Genomic DNA, 21,291 nt, shown 5'->3' on the forward strand with positions numbered 1-21,291 from the left:
CCCGTCCTCCCGATCGTGTGGACTAGTGCGCTGCTTCCGCCATGCGGCGGCGGAGGCTGAGCGGGCGCATGTCCGTCCACACCTCACCGATGTGCGCGAGGCAGTCGGTCCGAGAACCCTCGGTGCCGTCCGCGCGCCATCCGGCGGGCAGGTCCCGGTCGGCAGGCCAGATCGAGTACTGCTCCTCGTCGTTGAGCACGACGCGGTAGGTCTGCTTGTCGTCCTGTTCCTCGGCCACGAGAACTCCTCAGGTGATCGTCTCCGGTCGCCTGAACAGTTCTCGCGGGCCCAATACTGCGTCTATACGCGAACTATCCGGAGCCGAGGCGCGCGGCCACCGGCTGCGGCGAAGCGCCGCCGGCCAGCCGGGGAACGTGCGAGAACCGCCCCAGGCCACCGGGCAGCACCCAGGCGCGCTCGCCCAGCACCGCCATGGCCGCGGGCAGCAGCACACCGCGCACGACGGTGGCGTCGACGAGGATCGCCACGGCCATCCCGACGCCGAGCATCTTGTACTCGATGGCGCTGAGCGTGACGAAGACGGCGAACACCGCGGTCATGATCACCGCGGCGCTGGTGACCACCCCGGCGCTGCTGCCCACTCCCCCGACGACGGCGGCGCGCGCGTCGGCACCACCGAACCAGCGCTCGCGAATCCGGCTGAGGATGAAGATGTGGTAGTCCATGCTCAGCCCGAACAGCAGCACGAACATGAACAGCGGCAGCCACCCGACCACGCCGCCGTAGGACGTGAAGCCGAGCGCCGACTCCAGGTGCCCGTCCTGGAACACCCACGTGAGCACCCCGTAGGCCGCGCCGATCGACAGCACGTTCAGGCCGATGGAGATCAGCGGGATGGCCAGCGCGCGGAACGCCACGACCAGCAGCACGAACGCGAGCAGCAGCACGAACCCGAACACCAGCGGTGTGGTGGACCGGATCTGCGCGGTGAAGTCGTGGGCGAACGCCGTCTTCCCCGAGACCGCGTACGACACTCCGGGCACGTCGCCGAACGCGGCGGGCAGCGCCTGGGACCGCAGGTGCTCCAGGGCCCGGTTGGACAGGTCGTCGGTCCCGGTGCCGGCGAGCGGCACCCGCACCACCAGCGCGGAGTCCACCCGTGCCGCGGTGAGCGGCTCGTGCAGCAGCCCTCCGCTGGCCGCGATCTCCCGGCGCAACGCGGCGACGTCCACGTCGTCCACCTGCCCCCACAGCACGACCTGCGCGGGCGTCGGGGTGCCGGGGAACGCCTCCTGCATGCGGATCGCGCCGTCGACCGCGGCGACCGTGCGCGGCAGGCTGTTCACCGCGCCCGCGTCCTGCAACCGCATGTCCAGCGCGGGAATCGTCAGCACCACCAGCGACAGCGCGGCGAGCCCGCCCCACAGCCACGGGCGGCGGACCACCATGCGCGCGACGGCGGTCCACAGCCGTGACTCGCGCACGTGCGTGCGGCGCAGGAACGGCACGCGCACCCGGTCCACCCACGGGCCCAGCAGCGACAGCAACGCGGGCAGGGCGGTGACCGATCCGAGCACGGCCAGGCCCACCACCAGCGCGGTGCCGACGGTGAGGCCGCGGAAGTTGTCCAGACCGGTGAACAGCAGGCCCGCGACGCACAGCATCACCGTCAGCCCGGCCACCAGGACGACCCGGCCGGAGGTGCGGGCGCTGATCCGCAGCGCCTCGGCCACCGACCGGCCCGCCGCGCGTTCCTCGCGTTCGCGGCGCAGGTAGAACAGCGAGTAGTCGATCCCGACGGCGATGCCGATCAGCAGGATCATCGACGACGTCGCGCTGTTCACCGGTACCCAGGTGCCGACCAGGCCCAGCAGCCCGAACGCGGCGACCACCGTGGTCCCGGCCAGCAGCAGCGGCACCGACGCCGCGATCAGCGAACCGAACACGACCAGCAGGATGACCACGGTGATCGGCAGGGAGATGAGCTCCGAGCGCTGGAAGTCGTCCTTCACCGCCTGGTCGACGGCTTTGGCCAGACTGCGGTCGCCCGCCTGGGAGAACCGCGTGTCCGGGTGCCGGGACGACACCTCCGCCACGACGCGGACCACCGTGTCGTAGTTGCCGGCGATCCGGTCGTCGGGACCGGCGACGTGGAACGTCACGAGCGAGGGCGTCCCACCGGTGGTGGTCAGCTCGGTGACCGCGCCGCTGCCGCGCAGGGCGGCGACCAGGTCCTCGGTCCCCGACCCCTCGACCAGCACGTTCTCCCGGACGGGGGCGTAGGTCCGTTGCCGGTCCAGCACCTCTCCCGCCACGCCGGACTCACCGGGGTCCCGTGCGGACGCCCCCTGTCCCGCCAGCGCACCGGCCAGCACGGCCAGCAACACGACCAGGAGCCATCCGGCCACCGCCACGCCCCGGTGCCGGACCGACCACGTGGCCACCCGTTCCACCAGTGCGACCTTCGACCTGCGCGCAGGCAGCATCGACTAAAGTCCTTCCTCGAAGGAGTGCTCACCAGAACTCGCCCTCGGGCGAGAGCCGCTTCTTCCGCTGGGCCGCCGAGTTGCCGCTCGCCGGCCCAGCACTTCCCCTACTCGACTTCCTTGAGGATGCGTTCGACCGACCGCATCCGCTCCTGCAGCTCGTCGAGCTTGCGCTCCGAGCTCTCCTGCGCCTGGACCGCCCGTTCGGCGAGCGCCCGGTACTCGTTCTCCCGCGCCAGCGCCGCCTTCGCCCGCCAGGTCGCGGCCAGCTGCCAGATGAGGACGGTCGTCACCGCGGTGATCAGGACGAACACCCCGACGACGCCGATGATCTCCTGCCAGTCGTAGGGGCTCATGCCTGCGCTTCCTTCTCCGTGAGAGTCCGCACGGCGACCGCCACCGACTCCGGTGACAGCTCGACGGCGAACGGTTCGACCTCGTAGAACTTCATCGCCTTGCCGTCCTCGGACAGCTCCAGGTGCGCGCGCACCAGACCGGCCGACTCCAGCTTGCGCAGGTGCACCTGCAGCAGCGCGCGGCTGATCCCGAGCTCGCGGGCGAGCGCGCTGACGTAGGTGCGCTCCCTCGTGAGCACCGCCAGCACCCGCAACCGGTGCGGGTTGGCCAGCGTCGCGAGGATGCGCAGCAGCTCATCCCCTGTCACAACTGAACCCTGCACATGCCAAGAAATGTTAGCAGGTGTCAGGCGAGCCTGCGATACGCCCTGGCCACCGCGACGAGGAACGCCGTGTCGCTGTCGAGGTCGCCACCGCCGGGCACGCCGACCCGCGCCTCCACGGTGAACACCCGGCCCCGTGACGCGGCCTGCACCGCGTCCGCCAGCACCGCCGCCTCCACGTGCGCGTCGACGTCCGTTCCGCGCACCCCGTCGTGCTCGGCGGTGCGCCGGGCCCGCGCGGCGACCTCCGGGTCGAGGTAGGGCTGGAGCGCGACCCGGCCGTCCCGGATCTCGATCACCCGCCGGTACAGCCGCAGCCCCAGGTCGTCGGGCAGCAGGTCGACGGCGGCGCTGCGCGGCGGGTGCAGCGCGATGTGCGGGCTGACCCGGTGCAGGTCGACCCACAGCGGCCGCAGCCACCGGTACGTGCGGTACTGCTTCACCCGCGCCACCAGCGCGGTCAGCCCGATCCGGGGCGCCCACCAGCGGATCGTGGCGCCGCCGAAGGCGAACACGTTCGCCGCGAGCGGGAAGTACTTGTCCACGAACGGGACGGACAGGTACGGGAGGCCGAACCTGGCCGCGGCGAACAGCAGACCTTTGTGGACGTGATAGGCCAGTGCGCAGAACCCGCCGGCCGCCACGAACCGCAACCCCAGGCGCAGCACGGCATCCGGCGTCACCCGCGCGAACCGCCACGACTCGCGCACGACCGTGGCGAACGCGGGGGTCAGGCACGCCGCGTAGAAGACCCAGTACTCCAGCACCCACGGCGTGCGCGCGTACCGCGTGGAGAAGCGGACGTCGTCCACGTCGACCGGGGCCAGCACGAACAGGACCACCAGCACCGCGAACCCGGCGAGCAGCCACCACGCGACGCGCCTGGACCGGCGCCGGGCGGTGAGCGGCGCGGTCAGCCAGGCGACGAACGCCAGCCCCGCCCACGCCACCACGAGCATCGTGCCGTGCCCGATGAGCCGGCCGATGTTGGGAACGCCGGTCACCCGCGCCGCGAACGCGTAGCCGGCGGGGGTCAGCACGATCAGCGAGATGCCGAGCGCCAGCAAGCCGAGGCGCACCGCGCGCTGGGCGTCGGTGCGCGGCCGGTACTCGCCGTTGACCAGCATGGCCACGAAGAAGCTGATCACCAGCAGGGGCGGCAGGTAGAACCGGAGTGCGTCCAGCATCAGCGCGGGTCTGGCCAGTTCAGCGCCTCGGAGATCCGGTGCGCGAGCCCTTCGGCGGGCGGTGCGGCCGGATGACCGGCCTGCTGCAGGATCAGCGACGCGAGCAACTCGGCCTCCTGTTCCTCCACCGCCGTGTACCCGGTGCGCTCCAGCACCGAGCGGACCATGTCGGGGTCGAGGTGGGGCATCAGGTTCGCCGCGGGCAGCGGTGCCGCGTAGTGGTCGCAGAGCAGGTGGCACAGCTCGTGCAGGATGATGTGGTCCTGGTGCGGCCGCGTGGTCGCCTCTTCGTAGAAGATCAGGTCGCTGTCGTCGGTGGCGACCCACAACCCGAGCACGCCGTGCCGTCCGGTCATCGGGAGCAGCGTGATGGGCCGATCGCGCTGCCCGGCGACGAGGGCGCAGAGCGCGCGGACGTCGAACGGGTCGGGCATCGGCAGCTCCCGCACCCGTGCGGCACACCGGCGGCGCAACCGCCGCAGGCTCAGTCCCCCACCGAACACGACACCCCCCACCGGCGGGTCACGAGCCCGCTTCCTCCTCCGACCCCTCGGAAAGGCCTTCGAGCTCCCGCGCCCGTTCCACCATAGCGGTGAGCGCGTGCAAGCTCTTGGCCGACAAACCCGACGCCCGCAACGCCATCCGGCGCACCGAGCTGTCGCGCAGCGCGATCAGCAGCGCGAGCTCGGAGTCGATCATCTCGGTGACCGCGTCGTCGAAGAAGTAGGCGGGCGGCACGCCGAAGAACCCGGCGAGTGCCTCGAGGTGGCGCTTGGTGGGGTTGTCCCGCAGGCCCCGGCGCAGCTGCCACACGTAGGTGGCGGAGATGGTCGGCCCGCCACGGGCCTTGATCGTCTCGGCGACCTCGTCGAACGAGTACTCGCGCCCGGCACGCGGGCGCACGGTCCGGAACAGGTGGTCGACCTTCGCCGCCAGGGAGCCCTCCGGCGGCCCGTCCGCATCGGCCATCCACTACCTCCGCTGTCAGCACACCCGCCACCGGTGGGCCCGTCGACCCTACACGTATCAGCCGATGTGGATGAAAGGTACATGAACCACCCACCACAGTTGACGCCCCCCGGGGCGTCTCGGTACGTTGGCCTTGTTTGGGGATTAACCAACGAGATCGCGCGACAACTGGTGAGGAATGCGCTCGCCCAGGGGAACACCGGCGAGCGGATTTGGCGCGCACGACGACCGAGCTCACGGCCGGAACGCACAATCCTGGTCCGATCAGGTCCTGAGCTCGGTTCTTCAGGGTATGCACCAATCCTGAACTGCTGAAAGGTGCACACTTCGAATGGGGGAAGTGTCCTTTGGAGTTCCGAATACTGGGACCGGTCGGCCTGTGGCTGGACGGTGCTGAGCTTCCGCTGAAGGGTTCCAAGCAGCGCACGATCCTGGCGGCACTGCTGCTCGCCAGGGAGAAGGTGCTCTCCGACGCCCAGCTCGGCGAGGTGCTGTGGGGCAAGCACCCGCCCGCGACCTATCAGGCCCAGATCTACACCTACGCCTCCCGGCTGCGCAGGCACCTGCAGGGCAGCATGGCGCTGATCCGGCAGGGACCGGGCTACTTCATGCGGATCGGGGCGTCCCGGTTCGACTTCCACGAGTTCGAGGAGCTCGCGGTCACCGGCCGCGAGGCGTTGCGGGCCGGCCGGTTCGACCACGCCTCCGAGACGTTGCGCGGTGCGCTCGACCTGTGGCGCGGCCCGACGCTCACGGACGTGACCGACCTGCTGGCCGAGACCGAGCGGCCGCGGATCGAGGAGGTCCGGATGAAGACGCTGGAGCTCCGGATCGACGCCGAGCTCGCACTCGGCCGGCACCACGAGCTCACCTCCGAACTGGTCGGGCTGGTGAACGCCAACCCGTTGCGCGAACGGTTCAGAGCCCAGCTGATGGTCGCGCTGTACCGGGCGGATCGGCAGGCAGAGGCGTTCGCCACGTTCCACGAGGGCAGCAGGCTGCTGTCCGACGAGCTCGGTGTCGACCCCGGACCGACGTTGAAGGGCGCCTACCAGGCGATCCTGACCAACGAGGTGCCGTCGGCGTTCCCCCAGCAGCGCCACGCGATGACCGCGGCGCCGAGACCGGTGGCGCTGGCCGCCGACACCCCGGACTTCACCGGCCGCGCCGCCGAGCTGACGCTCGCCGCGGACCGGCTGCGCCACAGGTCCGCGCCGCTGACGATCACCGGCATGGCGGGCGTCGGCAAGACCGCGTTCGCGTCGAGGGTCGCGGGCGGCCTGCGCGCGGACTTCCCCGACGGTCAGCTGCTCGTCGACCTGCGCGGCAGCGACCGCACGCCGCTGCCGCCGGGTGAGGCACTCGGCGCACTGCTCACCGCGCTGGGCCTCGACGAGGCGTTACTGCCGGCGAGCCTGGAGCAGCGGGCGCTGCTCTACCGGGGCTTGCTGGCCGATCGGCGGATGATCGTCGTGCTCGACGACGCCGCGACCGACCGGCAGGTGCGTCCGCTGCTCACCGCGGGAACGCACTGCCGCACGATCGTCACCACCCGCCGTTCGCTCACGACACTGGCCGGCCAGTACACGCTCGACCTCGCACCCCTTGGCGACGAGGCCGCGCTGTCGCTGTTCACCAAGATCGTGGGACCGGAGCGCACGGCCGCCGAGGCCGGTGCGGCGGCGGGGATCGTGGACTTCTGCCACGGTCTGCCGCTCGCCATCCGGATCGCCGGCGCGCGCGTCGCGGCCAAGCGGCACTGGCCGCTGGCCCGGTTCGCCCACCGGCTCGCCGATCCCGACCGGCTGCTCGACGAGCTGCGGCTCGGCGACCTCGACGTGCGGGAACGGCTCACGGGCGGCAGCAGCTCGCTCGACCCGCGGGCCCGCGGCGCGCTGCTGCGGTTGTCACTGCTGGACCTGCCGTCATTCCCGCACTCGGTGACGAGCTCGCTGCTGGGCCTGTCCGACGCCGACGGCGAGCAGATCACGGAGTCGCTGCTCGACCTCCACCTGCTGGAACTCGCCCACGTCGACGCGGAGGGCGAACCGGCCTACCGGTTCCACCCGCTCGCCCGGCTCGCGGCGCGGGAGACGGCGCTCGCCGAGGGGTTGTCGGAGCTGTCCCTCATCTGAGTCCCCGACCGGAAGGGGCTGCACCCGGTGCACCGGGTGCAGCCCCTTCCGGCTTGTGGGATCCCCTCGCGGGGCCGATCCTGGGCGGCACCCGCAAATAAAACTTAGCAGGTGCCGCCAGGAGTCGGCATGCCACCGTCCGGGTGATCAACGGCCGTGGAGCTCACGCACGTAGTCGTAGGCGGTCGGCAGTGTCTTCAACAGCTCGGCCTGCTTCTGCCTGATCTGCGCGAACGCCGGCTCGGCCCCCTCGACCGCGTGCGGCCGGAACGCCAGCGCCGGCAGCGGGTGCTCGGGCAGCACGTCCAGACCGGCGAAGATGCAGTAGTAGCTGCTGTTGGTCCAGAAGTTGCGGAACTCCGCCTCGAAGTTCTCGTAGTAGGTCGCCTCGTCGGTGATCGGCATGTTGACCGCGAGCCCCGCCCGGTACTGGGCGATCTTGAACTGGATGTCGTCGGGCAGCACGATCTCCTTGCAGGCCCGCCAGAACGGCGTGTCGTTGCGCGGCGCCAGCGTGAAGTGCGCCTGCAGGAAGTCGCGCGAGTCGTCGAACATCGTCTCGATCTCGCGGTTGAACGAGTCGATCAGCACCGGGTCGAACCGCTTGTCCGGGAAGTGCTTGCCCAGCTGGTAGAGCGCCGCGGTGATGAAGTAGATGCCGGTCGACTCCAGCGGTTCGAGGAAGCACGACGACAGCCCGATGCTCACGCAGTTGCGCACCCAGGTCCGCCGGTTGCGCCCGACGCGGAACTTCACGTGGTTGAGCGGCTGCTCGTCGGGGTCCAGCCCCCACATCGCGCAGAGGTCCTCGGCGGCCTCGTCTCCGTCGGTGAACCGGCTGGAGTAGACGTACCCGGTGCCGAACCGGTCGAGCATCGGGATCTTCCACGTCCAGCCGGACTTCATCGCGATCGCCGACGTGGCCGGCTCGACCCCGTGAGCGGCGTCGTCGTGCGGCACGGCCGTGGCGACCGCGCTGTCGTTGAGCAGGTGGTCCCCCATGTCGAGGAACGGCTCGCGCATCAGCTTGTTGATCAGCAACCCGCGGAAGCCGGAGCAGTCCACGAAGAGGTCACCGGCGATGGTGCGCCCCTCCTTGGTCTTCAACGAGGTGATGTGCCCGCGCTGGTCGATCGTCGCGTCCACCATCTCGTCCTGGACGTGCACCACCCCCTGCTTCTGGATCGCGAACCGCTTCAGGAAGTCCGCGACCAGCTGCGCGTCGAAGTGCCACGCGTAGTTCGTCCACTTGGTACCGTCGGCGAACCGCGGCGACAACCGCGCGTCGATCATCGGCGACTCGCGGTAGCACGCGTAGTCGAACGGCTCGTCCGTCTGCCCGTCGAGCCTCTTCGCCGCCCAGTAGTGCGACAACGGCAGGTGCTCGTGCGTCGGCAGCAGCCCGAACAGGTGGTAGAAGTGGTCCGGCCGGCCCCGCAACGGCCTGCCCTCCGCCTCCCCTTCACCGGGCGTGCGCCAGTTCACGAACTTCACCGCCATCTTGAAACTGGCGTTGCACTCCCGCATCCACTCCTCCTCGGGAATCCCCAAGAAGTCGAAGAACGTCTTGTGCAGATTCGGGACCGTGGCCTCCCCGACGCCGATCCGGGGAATCGACGGCGCTTCCAGCACCGTGATGGTCGCGTGCCGACCGAGCGCTTTCCCCAGATAGCTGGCGGTCATCCAGCCGGCGGTGCCACCACCGAGAACGACGACGTTGGAGATCCTGTGGTCTTCCATCCGGACCACTACCCTTCGATTCCACGACAATACTGTGGACGCCACTGTTCCCCGGGCACCTGATACTCGGTCTATATTCAGCCTATTCCGCCGAAACCCCTGTGTGCACCGAGCTTTCCAACCTGGTTCGGCACGTCTGGGCGGTGTCGCGAAAGCACTGCGCGTCGTCGACGTGCGGAAACGCTCTCACGCTGCTACCGCACTGAGTTGGTTGTAGTTACAGGTTGATGACAACGTCGTCAGATCACCTCAACTACCGCCAACTGGTCGGCGATTGCCAGTGAGAGCGCGACCATCGAGATCGCGAGCGCCGTGAAACGATGGCTCCCGATCGGGAGTCCGGGCCGCCACCGCAGGTGAACGAACACCGGAACCGGTGAGCCGGCTCAGCGGGTCCGCGACTCCGTCAGCCGCTGGTCCACCGACGTCGCGGCACTCGTCATCCGCCCCAGGAACGCCGCCACGGTCCGGAGTTCGGCCGGTGACGTCTCCCGCAGCACACCGGCGATCTCCGTTCCGGCGAGGCCGAGGAAGCGCCGGGCGTGGTCGCGGGAGGCCGGGGCCGGGCGCAGGGTCACGCGGCGGCGGTCGGTGCTCTCGCGGGTGCGGAGGAGGTGGCCGGCGGCTTCCAGGCGGTTGAGCAGGATCGTGGTGGCGCCGGTCGTCATGCCGAGCTGGTGCGACAGCTGCGCCGGTGAGAGCGGGGTGCCGGCCTCGGCCGCCCAGATGACCTGGCCCAGCGCGTTCGCGTCGGAGGCCGGGAGCCGCATCCACGCGGCCAGGTGCTGGTTGAGGGTCGTGAACGCCACCACCCAGTCGCGCAGGCGGTGCATCACGTCGACCTGGTCCGGGGACCAGTCTTCGACCAGCGGGTCCGCGGCTGTCATGCACACCCCTTCACAGCGAAGTAGCTTTGCCGCAAAGCTACCAAACGAGGGGTTGGACATGACGGCACGGCACGCGGTGGTTTCCGGTGCGAGCATCGCCGGGCTCTCGGCGGCGTTCTGGTTGCGGCGCACCGGCTGGGAGGTGACCGTGCTGGAGCGCGCGGAGGAGTTCCGGGACGGCGGGCAGAACGTCGACGTGCGCGGCACGGCCCGGGAGGTGCTGACCAGGATGGGGTTGTTCGAGGCGGTCAAGGAGCAGAACACCACCGAGACCGCCACGGTGTTCGTCGACTCGTCGGGCCGGGTGCGTGCCGAGATGCCGGCGGGCACGGACGGGGCCACCGCCGAGCTGGAGGTGCTGCGCGGCGACTTCGCGAACACGATCCTGCGGAACCTGCCCGCCGGGGTGGAGATCCACTACGGCGACACCGTCTCCGCGGTGGACGAGGAGGCAGGCGAGCACGTCACGGTGACCACCGCCGCCGGGCGGACGTTGAAGGCCGACCTGCTCGTCATCGCCGAGGGAGTGCGGTCCACTACGCGCGACATGCTCTTCGGCGACGACGTCGAGCGGCGCGATCTCGGCGTCTCCATGGTGTTCGGCACGATCCCCCGCACGGCGGGCGACGACACGCGGTGGCGCTGGTACACCACGACCGGCGGACGGCAGGTCCACCTGCGGCCCGACAACCACGGCACGACGCGCGCGATGCTCGCCTGCACCGGGAACATCGCCGTGCGCGACCGCGGTGAGGCGTTGAGGCGGTTCCGCGAGCGCTTCGCCGACGCCGGGTGGGAGGCGCGCCGGGTGCTCGACGAGCTCGACCGGTCGCGGGACGTCTACGTCGACCAGCTCACCCAGATCAGGATGACCACCTGGCACCGCGGGCGGGTGTGCCTCGCCGGGGACGCCGCGTGGTGCGTCACGCCGATGGGCGGAGGCGGCGCGTCGCTGGCGCTCATCAGCGGTTATGTGCTGGCGGCCGCCTTGTCCGCGAACGGCGTCGAGGACGGGCTCGCGGCCTACGGCAAGTGGATGCGGCCTCTCGTGGACGACGTGCAGAACTTCCCGCGCTGGGTCCTGCGGTTCGCCTTCCCGCAGACGGCACGCGGCCTGCGGTTGCGCCACCTGGCGGACAGGGTGGTCACGTCGCGGCTGCTCGCGCCGTTGACCGCCAAGGTGACCCAGGTCGCCGACAGCGAGCAGGCCCTGCCGCCCATCACGGTGCCGCAGGCCTGATCCGCGCCCGGCGGTCCTTTCCCGACAGGGTTTCCCGTTCCTGCAACGATTTTCCGCGCTGGCACTGGGTCTTCGGACTAGGCTCGGTGGTGGACGGCACGGAACTTCCCGACAGCGCAGCGCGAACCCGAGGGAGCCACCGACGTGGTCGAGACGCACGACATCGCCCGCCCGCCCGCCGAGCTCAGCGCGGCGCTCGCCGCCATCGGCAGCGCCACGGCCAGTGGTGAGCTCAGCCGCATGGGCATCCGCAGCGCCGCCATCCGCGGCCCGGTGTCGGTGACGCCCGGTCTGCGGGTGGCGGGACCGGCGTTGACGTTGCAGTTCATGCCGAAGCGGGAGGACCTCTACCCCGTCGACGAGTACGAGGACCCGGAGAAGCAGCTGCACCGGCACGTCATGTACCACGCCCAGGCCGGCGACATGATCGTCGTCGACGCGCGCGGGGACATGGGCAGCGGGGTGTTCGGCGAGATGATGCTGACCTACTTCAAGGGCCGCGGCGGTGCCGGTGTGGTGGTCGACGGGTGCCTGCGCGACACCGGTGAGGCGAAGACGCTCGGGCTCGGGCTGTGGATCCGCGGTGCCACGCCGAACTACCACGCGCAGACCGACATCGTCCCGACCGCCGTCAACGTGCCGGTGGCCTGCGGTGGCACGCTGGTGGAGCCGGGCGACATCGTCGTGGCCGACGACGACGGGGCGGTGGTGGTGCCGATCAAGCTCGCGCCCGCCGTGCTGGCCGCCGCGCAGGAGCACGCGGAATGGGAGGAGTTCTCCCGGAAAAGGCTTTCTGAGGGTGGCGACCTGCGCCTGTACTACCCCCTGTCGGACGAGGCCCGTCCCGAGTACGAGCGGTGGCGCGCGCAGCAGGGGCGCTGACTCAGCTCCACAGCCGGTCGTGGCTCGACTCGCGGTCCCAGTGCGTCGTCTCGGCGAAGAACACCGGGTCCCGCGGGTCGAGGTGCCGTTGCAGCAGTTCCTCGTCGACGTCGCCGAAACCGAGCCCCGGTGCGTCGGGCACGGTGATGTGACCGTTCTGGATCAACGGGCGGGGCAGGCCGGTGACGAGGTCGCTCCAGAAGTCCACCTCGGCCGCGTGGTGCTCCAGTGCGAGGAAGTTCTCCGTGGCGGCGGCCAGGTGGACGCACGCCATCGTCGCGATCGGGGACGCCGCCAGGTGCAGCGCCATCGGGATGCCGCGGTCCTGGGCGTAGTCGCCGAGCCGCTTGGTCTCCGCGATGCCGCCCGCGGTCGCCGGGTCGGGGTGCACGACGCGGATGGCGCCCGCGTCGAGCAGCGGCTTGAACCCGTCGAGCAGGTAGATGTCCTCCCCCGTGCAGGTCGGGACGGCGACGGACGTGGTGAGCTGGCGCCACTGGTCGGTCAGCTGCCACGGGATCAGGTCCTCGATCCACGCCAGCGTGAACGGCTCCAGCGCGCGGCCGATGCGGATGCACGAGTCGAGGGCGATGTGGCCGAAGTGGTCCGCGGCGAGCGCCACGTCGTAGCCGACGACCGAGCGCACGACGTCCACATAGGACGCCAGGTGCTCGACGCCCTTCGCCGTGACCTGGATGCCGGTGAACGGGTGCATGGTCGTCTGGTCCGCACGGGCTCCCGCCGGAGCGATCAACGCGCCGGGCACGTCCCACAGCAGGTCGATGCCGACGTCCATCTTGAGCATGGTGAACCCGCGCTGCTTGCGCTCCAGCAGCCGCGCGCCCATCGCGTGCGGGTCCGGCAGCGTGGGGGTGTCGGCGTAGCAGCGGACCGCGTCCCGGAACCGGCCGCCGATCAGCGCGTACGCGGGCACGCCGTAAGCCTTGCCCGCGAGGTCCACGAGCGCCATCTCGACGCCGGAGACCCCGCCGCCCTGGCGGCCGTGGTGTCCGAACTGCTTGATCTTGCGGAAGACCTTGTCCAGGTTGCAGGGGTTCTCCCCCACGAGCCGGCTCTTGAGCACCAGCGCGTAGGTGGCGCTGGCCTGGTCGCGCACCTCCCCGTACCCGACCAGGCCCTGGTTGGTGTCGATCCGGATGATCGACGAGCGGAACGGCACGCCGGCGAGGGTGGCCACCCGCAGGTCGGTGATGCGCAGGTCGCTCGGCCGGGACGCCGTGGCGACGTGCTCCTCCGTGATCGCGGACGGCTCGCTCATCCCTTCACGGCTCCCGCGGTGAGGCCCTCGGTCAGGAACCGCTGGCCGAAGCCGTACATGACCACGACCGGGATGCTGATCAGCAACGACGCCGCCGCCAGCTGGCCCTGCGGCACGACGTCGCCGAAGATCATCGACTGCATGCCGACGGGCAGCGTCTTGTAGTCGTCCTTGGTGATGAACACGAACGCGAAGAGAAACTCGTTCCACGCGTTGGTGAGCGTGAACAGCGCGACCGCGAGCAGTCCCGGTTTGGCCAGTGGCAGCACGATCCGCAGGAACGCGCCGAACCGCGTGCAGCCGTCGACCAGCGCGGCCTCCTCCAGGTCCGCCGGGATCGACTTGAAGTAGCCGACGAGCAGCCACGTCGCGAACGGCAGGGTGAAGGTGGGGTAGGCGAGCACGAGCGACCACAGCGAGTCGTTGAGGCCGATGCCGCTCATCATCTGGTACAGCGGGATGAACAGCAGCGCCCCCGGCATCACGTAGGTGAGCAGGATCGTCACCGTGAAGCTCTCCGAACCGCGGAACTTGAGCCGTGCCAACGCATATCCCGCCAGCGCCGCGCAGACCAGCGCGATCGCGGTGGACGCCAGCGACACCAGGACCGTGTTGAGGTACCAGGTGCCGAACGCCCTGCCGGAGAACAGGTTCGTGAACTGCTCGGTCGTCCACGGCGTCGGCCAGAGGTCGTCGGTGCGCGCGACGATCTGGTCGTCGGACTTGAACGCCGTGACCGTCATCCAGTAGAGCGGGGCGAGCACGAAGCCCAGCAGTCCCAGCAGCGCGATGCCGCTGCTCGTCCCGCTGACCAGGCGGGCGGCCAGCCGGTTGCCGCGTGCGGCGAGCACGGACACGACCCGTCCGACGGCGGCCGCGAGGACCACGAACACGCCCAGCACCAGTGCTGCCTTCCACACGATGTGCGGCGACGCCCAGATCAGCACGAGCGTCGAGGCCACGACGATCACCCACGGCAGCGCGGTGCGTTGAGCGGGGGTGAGCCTCCGGCGCCCCAGGTCCGCGGCGCCGGGCTGGTCGCTGCGGCGCATCATCCGCACCAGGACGACGACGAGGACGGCGATGACCGGCAGCATCACCAGCGTGACCGCGGCACCCGCCCCGAGCTGCAGCTGCTGGATGGCCTTGGAGTAGGCCACCATCACGTACGGGGCGGTGGCGTCGCCCGGTCCGCCCTGGGTCATCAGCCAGATCAGGTCGAAGTTGTTGAACGTCCAGATCGACGACAGCAGCACCGTCACGATCATGATGTTGCGCAGGCCCGGCAGCGTGATGTGCACGAAGCGCTGCCACGGCGTCGCACCGTCCACCACGGCCGCCTCGTACAGGCCGCTGTCGATGGCCTTGAGCCCGGCCAGGAACGTCACCGTGAAGAACGGGATGCCCTTCCACACGTTGACCAGGATGACCGCCGGCATCGCGAGCGCGGGGTCGGACAGCCACTCCGCGGGCCAGCGGTCGACGAGCCCGACCGCCGCGAGCGCTGGCCCGATGCCGGAGTCGGTGAGCAGGACGTTGACGCTGCCGAAGATCGGGTCGAGCAACGACCGCCAGGTGAACGCCGTGACGACGGTCGGCACCACCCACGGCAGCAGGATGATGCCGGCGATGACCGCCCGGCCGCGGCGCATGTGGTGCAGCATCAACGCCGCGATGAGGCCGAGGACCACCTTGAAGATCTCGGCGTACGCGGTGAAGACGAACGAGTTCAGCACGCCCTTGTGGAACACGGTGTCGCCGGCGAGCGCGGTGTAGTTGTCCAGGCCGACGAAGACCGTGTCCTCGCCGTGGCGTTCGGTGGTGCTGGTGACGACCGAGTCGATGATCGGGAACAGGATCAGCCCGGCCACGAGCACCAGCGTCGGCCCGATGAACACCGCGGCGAGGCGCCAGTCGCGCCCGAGCGCGCGTTGCGTCGAGCTCAGCGAGGGAGACCGGTTCGGCGCCGGGCGGACCGGCGCCGGCCGGGTGCGCAGGTCAGTCACTGCCGGTAGCCCTGCTGCTCGAAGACCTGGACGATCCGGGCGTGGGTCGAGGCCACGGCGTCGGCGGGCTTGGTGCCCTGGATGACCGACTGCATCATGTCGGTCAGCAGGTACGCCGCGGTCGCCGCCTGCTCGCCGGGGCTCGGGGCCTGGGGGAACGCGAACCCGGTCTTCGTGGTCACCGGCAGCGGTGTGCGGGTCTGCTCCCGCAGAGCGGGGAACGCCGGGTCACCGGTGGTGTAGTAGGGGTCGGAGTCCCACACCTTGTCCCACGAGGGGTTCACCAGGCACGGTGCTCCCTTCGCGACACCGAGCAGCGCGCTGCCGCTGACCATGAACTTCGCCACCAGCTTGGCGAGGTCGGGGTTCTTCGCGCCCTTGAACACGACGAACGAGTTGGACTCGCCGAACGCGAGCGGTTTGTCGAGCGCGGGTCCGGTGGCGCCGTTGAACGGGTGGGTGTTGGCGTAGACCGGGTTGTTCTTGGTCTTGGAGTCGGCGTAGACGCTGAACTGGTTGAGCGTGAGCCCCAGGATCTGGGCCAGCCAGTTCTCGTTGTTGCTCGAGTCGGTCCAGCTGCCGACGCCCGGCGGCAGCATCGGCGTGTACTTCGGGTTCGTGTAGATGTCGCCGATGAACGTGACGGCAGCGACGGTCTCCGGCGAGTTGAACACCACCTTCGTGCCGGTGTTGTCCGCGATGGCCCCGCCGTAGGTGTTGATGACGTTCGCGATGAACCCGTTGGCGTCGCCCGAGCGGTTCACCGTGAGACCCCAGCCGAACCGCTTCTTCGCCGGGTCGGACACCTCCAGGGCGTTGTCCCGCAGCTCTTCCCAGGTGTAGTGGGGTTTGAGCGGGAGGCCCTTCTCCTGGTACCAGTCCTTGCGCAGGTACATCGCGGACGCGATGAAGTGGTACGGGATCGCGAACCAGCGGCCGTCGAAGACGCAGTAGTTCGTCGCCTCCGTCGCGGGGTCGCCGTAGAGCCCGCGCATCTGCTCGACCACGTCGGTGACGTCGGTGAGGGCGCCGAGGTTGTGCAGCTGGCCGACGAACCGCCGGTCGCTCACGAACGCGAAGTCGCGGCTGGTGCCCGCCCTGACCTCGGCGTCCATCTTCGCGACCATGTCACCGGCGTCGCCGGAGACCAGGTCGTTGCGGACCGTGGTGCCGGTCGCCTGCGCGAAGACCTGCAGCGACTTGTCGAGCGCCTTGTTGGCGGACTCGGAGTAGAGCTTCTGCGACAGCATCCCGACCGACCCGCCGCGCAGCGAGGCGGCCTGGTCGAGCAGGGCCTGGGGCACCTGGACGTCGACCTGGGGCGCCGCGGGGCCTCCTCCCCCGCCGCAGCCGGCGAGACCGAGCACGCCCAGCGCGCTCATCCCGAGGAAGGTGCGCCTGGATAAGTCCGTTTTCTCTTCCATGAGACCACTCCTCTCGCGTCCGGTCGAGCGGACGCGTACCGACGGGGCGACGTTGCAACCGGCGGGACAGCACGGCGAGGGCCGCGCTGCCGGGTTCATGCGGCGAAGAACGGCGGAACGGGGTGGCAACCGGCGGCACCCCGGGCGGACGAGGTGCGACGGCGTGGGACTTCCTGCGGTACGGCGGTGGTGCGGTACGGCGGCGGAACAATCGCGGGGTGGTGCGGTCTTGCGGCGGAACGGTCCGTGCGGTGGCCTAGCGGCGCCGGGTGGCGCGCCTGGTCTGCTCCTCCTTCTCCGCGAGGAGCGTGGAGTTGTTGCTGAGGTGCCTGCGCATCGCGTCGCGGGCACGGGCCGGGTCGCGCGCCAGGATCGCCTCGTAGATCTCGGTGTGGTCGGCGGTGGCCTTGCGCAACGCGGCCGGTGCCTCGTTGGTGATGCGCCGGCTGGCCGTGCCGAGCCAGCGGGCGGAGTACATGATCCGGTCGAGGATGCGGTTGTCCGCAGCCCGGCAGATCTCCATGTGGAACTCGTGGTCCACCGCGAGGTAGGCGTTGGGGTCGGCCTCCAGCGAGGCCATGCGGCCGACCTCGTCCCTGAGCCGGTCGAGCGTCTCGTCGGTGACGCTCGCCGCGGCCATGGCGGCGAGCTCGGGTTCGAGCAGCACGCGCATCTGGTGCAGTTCCTGCAGCAGCTCGCCGACGATCTCCTGCGGCAGCCACTCGATCAGCAACGGGCTCAGGTAGTCCCACTCGGCGGGAGGGCGCACGACCACGCGGCGGCCCTGGGCGACCTCGACGATGTCGAGCGAGGCGAGGATCTTCAGCGTCTCCCGCGCCACGACCCTGGACACCCCGAACTCGCGGGAGATGTCGAGTTCGGACGGAGCCCGGCCGTCCTCCACGTCACCGCTGACGATGCGCCGGGTCAGGTGTGCGGCCACCTGCACCGGAAGGGTCCGGACCTTGACAGCGTCCGCGGACTCCTGTCCCCTTTGCATGTCATCAGCTTATAGGACAAGTTGCACACCGCGACAGTCTCCGTTCCTGTGCACCACCCGGCGACGGGAGAGCAATGCGGATCGTGAACGTCACGACAGCAGTGGTGGCCTACCACGGTGAGGCCACGCTGGTGCGGATCGACACCGACGAGGGCCTCAGCGGTTTCGGCGAGGCCAACCCCGACGCCGGCGCGGGAGCCGTCGTCGGAATGATCAACTCACTCACCCCGCTCCTGATCGGCGAGGACCCCCGCAACGTCGAGCGGTGCTGGGAGAAGCTGCGCCGCAACAAGGTCTTCGCGGGCCCGCAGGGCGGGGTGTTCGTCATCGCCCTGTCCGGGATCGAGCTCGCGCTGTGGGACCTGGCGGGCAAGGCGGCGGGCCAGCCGGTGTACCGGATGCTCGGCGGGAAGTTCCGCGACCGCATCCGCCTCTACGCCGACTGCGGTGACGGCGACGACCCGGCGGGCTCGGTCTCCGGCTGCGTCGACCGGGCGCAGCGGATGGTCGCCGAGGGCTTCACCGCGCTGAAGTTCGACATCGACGACCTGCACCACCCGGACAAGTTCGACGCGTTCAACCACACGGTCAACACCGGCGAGCTGCGCTCGATGGTCGACCGCGTGGCGGCCGTGCGGGAGGCGATCGGACCGGACGTCGACCTGGCCATCGACCTGCACGCCCGCTACGACGTGCCGAGCGCGTGCCGGATCTCGTGGGAGCTCGAGCCGTTCAACCTGATGTGGCTGGAGGAACCGCTGCCCGCCGAGAACGTCGACGCGCTGGTGCGGGTGCGCGCGCAGACCCGCACACCGATCTGCGCGGGCGAGAACCTGTACCTGCGCTGGGGTTTCCGCGAGCTGCTCGAACGCGGCGCGGTGGACGTGATCGAGCCGGACGTGCCCAAGTGCGGTGGTCTCGCCGAGGCCAAGAAGATCGCGAACCTCGCGGAGCTGCACTACATCCCGTTCGCACCCCACCTGGTGTCGACGCCGTTGGGCACGATGGCCACCTCGCACCAGTGCGCGGCGATCCCCAACTTCTTCGTCCAGGAGTGGCACGCCCTCGACGAACGCGCGGTGTGGGACAGCTACGTCCAGGCACCGGACGGGAGCGGCTCGATCGTGAAGGACGGCTACATCACCGTTCCGGACACGCCCGGCATCGGTGTGGAGCTGGACATGGACGGCGTGCGAGCCCACGCCGTCGAGGGCTACGGGGTGTTCGAGTAGCGCGCCGGGGGTCCGTGTCCTTTGTGGACGCGGACCCTCCACCCCCACCGGGCCGATCCCCTGTTCGGCGGTGCCGCGTGCGGTACCGCGGGCATAGACAGGAGTCGTCCGCGGCCACGGGGAGGGGCGGTGCGATGACGGTGGAGCCGCGCGTGCGGGCCGGTGCGTCGTGACGGGCCGGGCGGTGCTCGCCCTGCTCGCCGGCGTGGCCGTGCTGGCCGCGGGGATGGCGGCGACCTACCTGGCGGTCGCGGCGTTCATGCGGGTGTGGCGGCGGGCGCAGGCGAAGGGCTACACGGGCCCGCTCACGCCCGCCGTGCTCGCGACGTCCACCTTCGCCGGCCTGGTGGGCTGGCCGCTCCTCGTCGCCCTGGTGGTCCGGTCCGGCGACGGACCGGTCCTCACCGCCGTCGCCGTGCTCGGCGTCGCGGTGACGCTGGCCGGTCTGGCACTGGCCGTGCGCCTGGTGCCCGCACGCCCTGTCCGGTCCGGCCGGCGGCGACGGCCGCGCACACCGTTCCGCGTGCTGGGCAATGCGGCGGTGGCGGTCCCGCCGCTGCTGTACGTGCTGCTGGCGTTCAACGGGAAACCCGTGACCCTCGCGGTGCAGTCCATGCTGCCGACGGCGATGGCCTACGTCCTGTGCCACGCGGCGGCCCGGCGCGCGGACCGCCTCGACGCCCCACCCGCGGCCGATCCGCGCCCGGCCGTGGTGTGGATCCGCGGCTTCGGCAACGAACGCAGGCTGTTCGCCTTCCGGCGCCGCGAGCCCGACGAGACGCGCGCCCGGCCGGAACTGCGGAAGGTGTTCCGCCGTCCGGAACCGATGGCGTTCGACGACTACTTCGCGCCGACGATCGCACGGACCCTCGGCCGCGGCCACGGCCTCGGCAACCCGCGCGACTACCTCCCGCCCGAGGGCATCGACCGCCACTACGCGACGGACGACTCGTGGCGCGAGCAGTTCGCCGAGCTGGTCGCCGGGTCCCGCTGCGTGATCATGGCCCCTGGCGACTGGCCGGAGCTGCGGTACGAGTTCCGGGTGATCAGGGAGCTCGGGGCGCACCGCAGGCTGTTCGTGTTCACGCCACCGGCGGCGCGGGCGGGGCAGACCCGGCGGGTGAACCTGCTCAAGGGGTTCCCGCACGAGACGTGGGCCGACTTCGCCGCGGCTCTCGGTGACGACTCCGGTTACCGGGTCGGGCCGGATCCGGGGGCCGGGGCGGTGGTGGCGTTCGGCGACGACGGGGGTGCCGTCGTCGTGGCGCGCGGAGCCGAGGGGCCGGAGGACTACGTGGCGGCCGTGGTGCGGCACCTGGCCGAGGCCGAGGAGGGGGCACCACCGGAGTAGCCGGCACGGGGGTTCCCGCACCGCGGGCTGCGGCGCTCACCGCAGCCCGCGGGAGGGGTCACCGCACGGTGATGTTGGAGTTGCCGCTGCTGCGGTACCCCTCGGTCGCCATGATCATGTAGTAGTTGAAGCTGCCCAGCCGCATGTTCGCGCGGCTCCACGCGTCGAAGTGGTTCCCGGTGGTGATGGAACCGCCGGTGCGCCTTTGCTGACGGACGCTCCAGAACTGCGGGAAGGTCTTGTTGTTGCCTTCCACGGAAGGCGCGTTGTACCTCATCGTCTGGTAGATGTCGTACGTTCCGCCATCGGTGGTCACCGTGCCCTTGTAGGTGCCGGTGGGCCGGTAGTCGCCCCAGTTGTCGACGATGTAGTACTCGACGAGCGGATTCGACGTCCAGCCGTACAGGGTGAGATAGGCGTTGCCGGACGGGTTGAAGCTGCCGGAGTAGTTCACGGTGCGCCGGGAACCGTTGCTCCAGCCCTTGCCGCCGACGAAGTTGCCGACGTTGCTCCACGACGTGCTGTAGTTGCCGCCGGACCCGAGCTCCATGCAGACCCGGCCGCCGCCGTCGGTCCAGAACGAGTAGTAGTACCCGCCGTTGTTGCCCGTCTGGCTCGAACACGTGGCGGTGATGCCGACATCGGCGCCGGCGACGCCGGGTGTCAGCGACATGACCAGCGCGATGCAGGCACCGCGGACGAGCGTGGCCATGCGGCCGCGAACGCGGCCGGACGAGCGGGAAGTGGCCTCAGCCATGTGCAGTACTCCTCGTCGTCGAGGGTGGCACGGCAGCCGGGCAACGCGATGCGAGCCGCGAGGGCAGTGGTGATCG

19 protein-coding genes are annotated in these 21,291 nt (G+C 70.3%); 5 read left to right on the plus strand and 14 right to left on the minus strand.

Going from position 1 to position 21,291, the window contains the following annotated elements:
- Positions 1 to 22: 22 nt before the first annotated feature.
- From ACZ7CH_RS14025 to ACZ7CH_RS14055, 7 genes are all read right to left on the minus strand, one after another.
- Entirely contained in the window at positions 23 to 238 is a 216-nt protein-coding gene (locus ACZ7CH_RS14025) for an MbtH family protein (protein ID WP_360383759.1), read from the minus strand.
- Positions 239 to 311: 73 nt separating this feature from the next.
- Entirely contained in the window at positions 312 to 2,447 is a 2,136-nt protein-coding gene (locus ACZ7CH_RS14030; protein WP_470374042.1) for an MMPL family transporter, read from the minus strand.
- 107 nt (positions 2,448 to 2,554) lie between these two features.
- Positions 2,555 to 2,803 (minus strand): hypothetical protein, encoded by a 249-nt coding sequence (locus ACZ7CH_RS14035; RefSeq protein WP_360383763.1) that lies wholly within the window; start codon positions 2,801 to 2,803, stop codon positions 2,555 to 2,557.
- Complete coding sequence (locus ACZ7CH_RS14040) at positions 2,800 to 3,111, minus strand: ArsR/SmtB family transcription factor (RefSeq protein ID WP_360383766.1); 312 nt, start codon at positions 3,109 to 3,111, stop codon at positions 2,800 to 2,802. Before ACZ7CH_RS14040 ends, ACZ7CH_RS14035 begins: the two co-directional genes overlap by 4 nt.
- A gap of 38 nt (positions 3,112 to 3,149) precedes the next feature.
- Positions 3,150 to 4,313, minus strand: a complete 1,164-nt coding sequence (locus tag ACZ7CH_RS14045) for an MAB_1171c family putative transporter (protein ID WP_470374043.1) — start codon at positions 4,311 to 4,313, stop codon at positions 3,150 to 3,152.
- Positions 4,313 to 4,816, minus strand: coding sequence for a hypothetical protein (locus ACZ7CH_RS14050; RefSeq protein WP_470374044.1), 504 nt, complete (start codon positions 4,814 to 4,816; stop codon positions 4,313 to 4,315). Before ACZ7CH_RS14050 ends, ACZ7CH_RS14045 begins: the two co-directional genes overlap by 1 nt.
- Before the next feature lie 19 nt (positions 4,817 to 4,835).
- Entirely contained in the window at positions 4,836 to 5,282 is a 447-nt protein-coding gene (locus ACZ7CH_RS14055; protein ID WP_360383773.1) for a helix-turn-helix domain-containing protein, read from the minus strand.
- A 347-nt stretch (positions 5,283 to 5,629) separates the two neighbouring features.
- Between ACZ7CH_RS14055 and ACZ7CH_RS14060 the strand changes: the two genes are divergently transcribed.
- The gene (locus tag ACZ7CH_RS14060; RefSeq protein ID WP_470374045.1) at positions 5,630 to 7,417 is read left to right on the plus strand and encodes an AfsR/SARP family transcriptional regulator; all 1,788 of its coding nucleotides are present in this window, start codon (positions 5,630 to 5,632) and stop codon (positions 7,415 to 7,417) included.
- A gap of 147 nt (positions 7,418 to 7,564) precedes the next feature.
- On the opposite strand, the gene ACZ7CH_RS14065 is transcribed toward ACZ7CH_RS14060, so the two are convergent.
- Positions 7,565 to 9,157, minus strand: a complete 1,593-nt coding sequence (locus tag ACZ7CH_RS14065) for a tryptophan halogenase family protein (protein WP_360383779.1) — start codon at positions 9,155 to 9,157, stop codon at positions 7,565 to 7,567.
- Between the two features lie 386 nt (positions 9,158 to 9,543).
- Positions 9,544 to 10,044 (minus strand): MarR family winged helix-turn-helix transcriptional regulator, encoded by a 501-nt coding sequence (locus ACZ7CH_RS14070; protein WP_470374046.1) that lies wholly within the window; start codon positions 10,042 to 10,044, stop codon positions 9,544 to 9,546.
- 58 nt (positions 10,045 to 10,102) lie between these two features.
- Between ACZ7CH_RS14070 and ACZ7CH_RS14075 the strand changes: the two genes are divergently transcribed.
- Together ACZ7CH_RS14075 and ACZ7CH_RS14080 are read left to right on the plus strand one after the other, a co-directional pair.
- Positions 10,103 to 11,284, plus strand: coding sequence for an FAD-dependent oxidoreductase (locus tag ACZ7CH_RS14075; RefSeq protein ID WP_470374047.1), 1,182 nt, complete (start codon positions 10,103 to 10,105; stop codon positions 11,282 to 11,284).
- 144 nt (positions 11,285 to 11,428) lie between these two features.
- Entirely contained in the window at positions 11,429 to 12,166 is a 738-nt protein-coding gene (locus tag ACZ7CH_RS14080) for a ribonuclease activity regulator RraA (protein WP_360383794.1), read from the plus strand.
- Between the two features lies 1 nt (position 12,167).
- Here ACZ7CH_RS14080 and ACZ7CH_RS14085 read toward each other — a convergent pair whose 3' ends face one another.
- The 4 genes from ACZ7CH_RS14085 to ACZ7CH_RS14100 form a co-directional block, all read right to left on the minus strand.
- Positions 12,168 to 13,445 carry a mandelate racemase/muconate lactonizing enzyme family protein gene (locus tag ACZ7CH_RS14085; protein WP_470369135.1) on the minus strand — a complete coding sequence of 426 codons (1,278 nt, stop codon included), beginning with the start codon at positions 13,443 to 13,445 and terminating at the stop codon, positions 12,168 to 12,170.
- Positions 13,442 to 15,451 (minus strand): ABC transporter permease, encoded by a 2,010-nt coding sequence (locus ACZ7CH_RS14090; protein ID WP_470374048.1) that lies wholly within the window; start codon positions 15,449 to 15,451, stop codon positions 13,442 to 13,444. The genes ACZ7CH_RS14085 and ACZ7CH_RS14090 overlap by 4 nt, the downstream gene beginning before the upstream one ends.
- Positions 15,448 to 16,875, minus strand: a complete 1,428-nt coding sequence (locus tag ACZ7CH_RS14095) for an extracellular solute-binding protein (RefSeq protein ID WP_470369133.1) — start codon at positions 16,873 to 16,875, stop codon at positions 15,448 to 15,450. The genes ACZ7CH_RS14090 and ACZ7CH_RS14095 overlap by 4 nt, the downstream gene beginning before the upstream one ends.
- A gap of 256 nt (positions 16,876 to 17,131) precedes the next feature.
- The gene (locus ACZ7CH_RS14100) at positions 17,132 to 17,875 is read right to left on the minus strand and encodes a FadR/GntR family transcriptional regulator (protein ID WP_360383804.1); all 744 of its coding nucleotides are present in this window, start codon (positions 17,873 to 17,875) and stop codon (positions 17,132 to 17,134) included.
- A 74-nt stretch (positions 17,876 to 17,949) separates the two neighbouring features.
- Between ACZ7CH_RS14100 and ACZ7CH_RS14105 the strand changes: the two genes are divergently transcribed.
- Entirely contained in the window at positions 17,950 to 19,107 is a 1,158-nt protein-coding gene (locus ACZ7CH_RS14105) for a mandelate racemase/muconate lactonizing enzyme family protein (RefSeq protein ID WP_360383806.1), read from the plus strand.
- Positions 19,108 to 19,276: 169 nt separating this feature from the next.
- Positions 19,277 to 20,458, plus strand: coding sequence for a hypothetical protein (locus ACZ7CH_RS14110; protein ID WP_470374049.1), 1,182 nt, complete (start codon positions 19,277 to 19,279; stop codon positions 20,456 to 20,458).
- A gap of 58 nt (positions 20,459 to 20,516) precedes the next feature.
- Here ACZ7CH_RS14110 and ACZ7CH_RS14115 read toward each other — a convergent pair whose 3' ends face one another.
- Positions 20,517 to 21,215: a glycoside hydrolase family 11 protein gene (locus ACZ7CH_RS14115; RefSeq protein WP_458432414.1), complete on the minus strand. Its 699-nt coding sequence runs from the start codon at positions 21,213 to 21,215 to the stop codon at positions 20,517 to 20,519.
- Between the last annotated feature and the right edge of the window lie 76 nt (positions 21,216 to 21,291).

The organism is Lentzea sp. NPDC037011 (genome assembly GCF_055607425.1).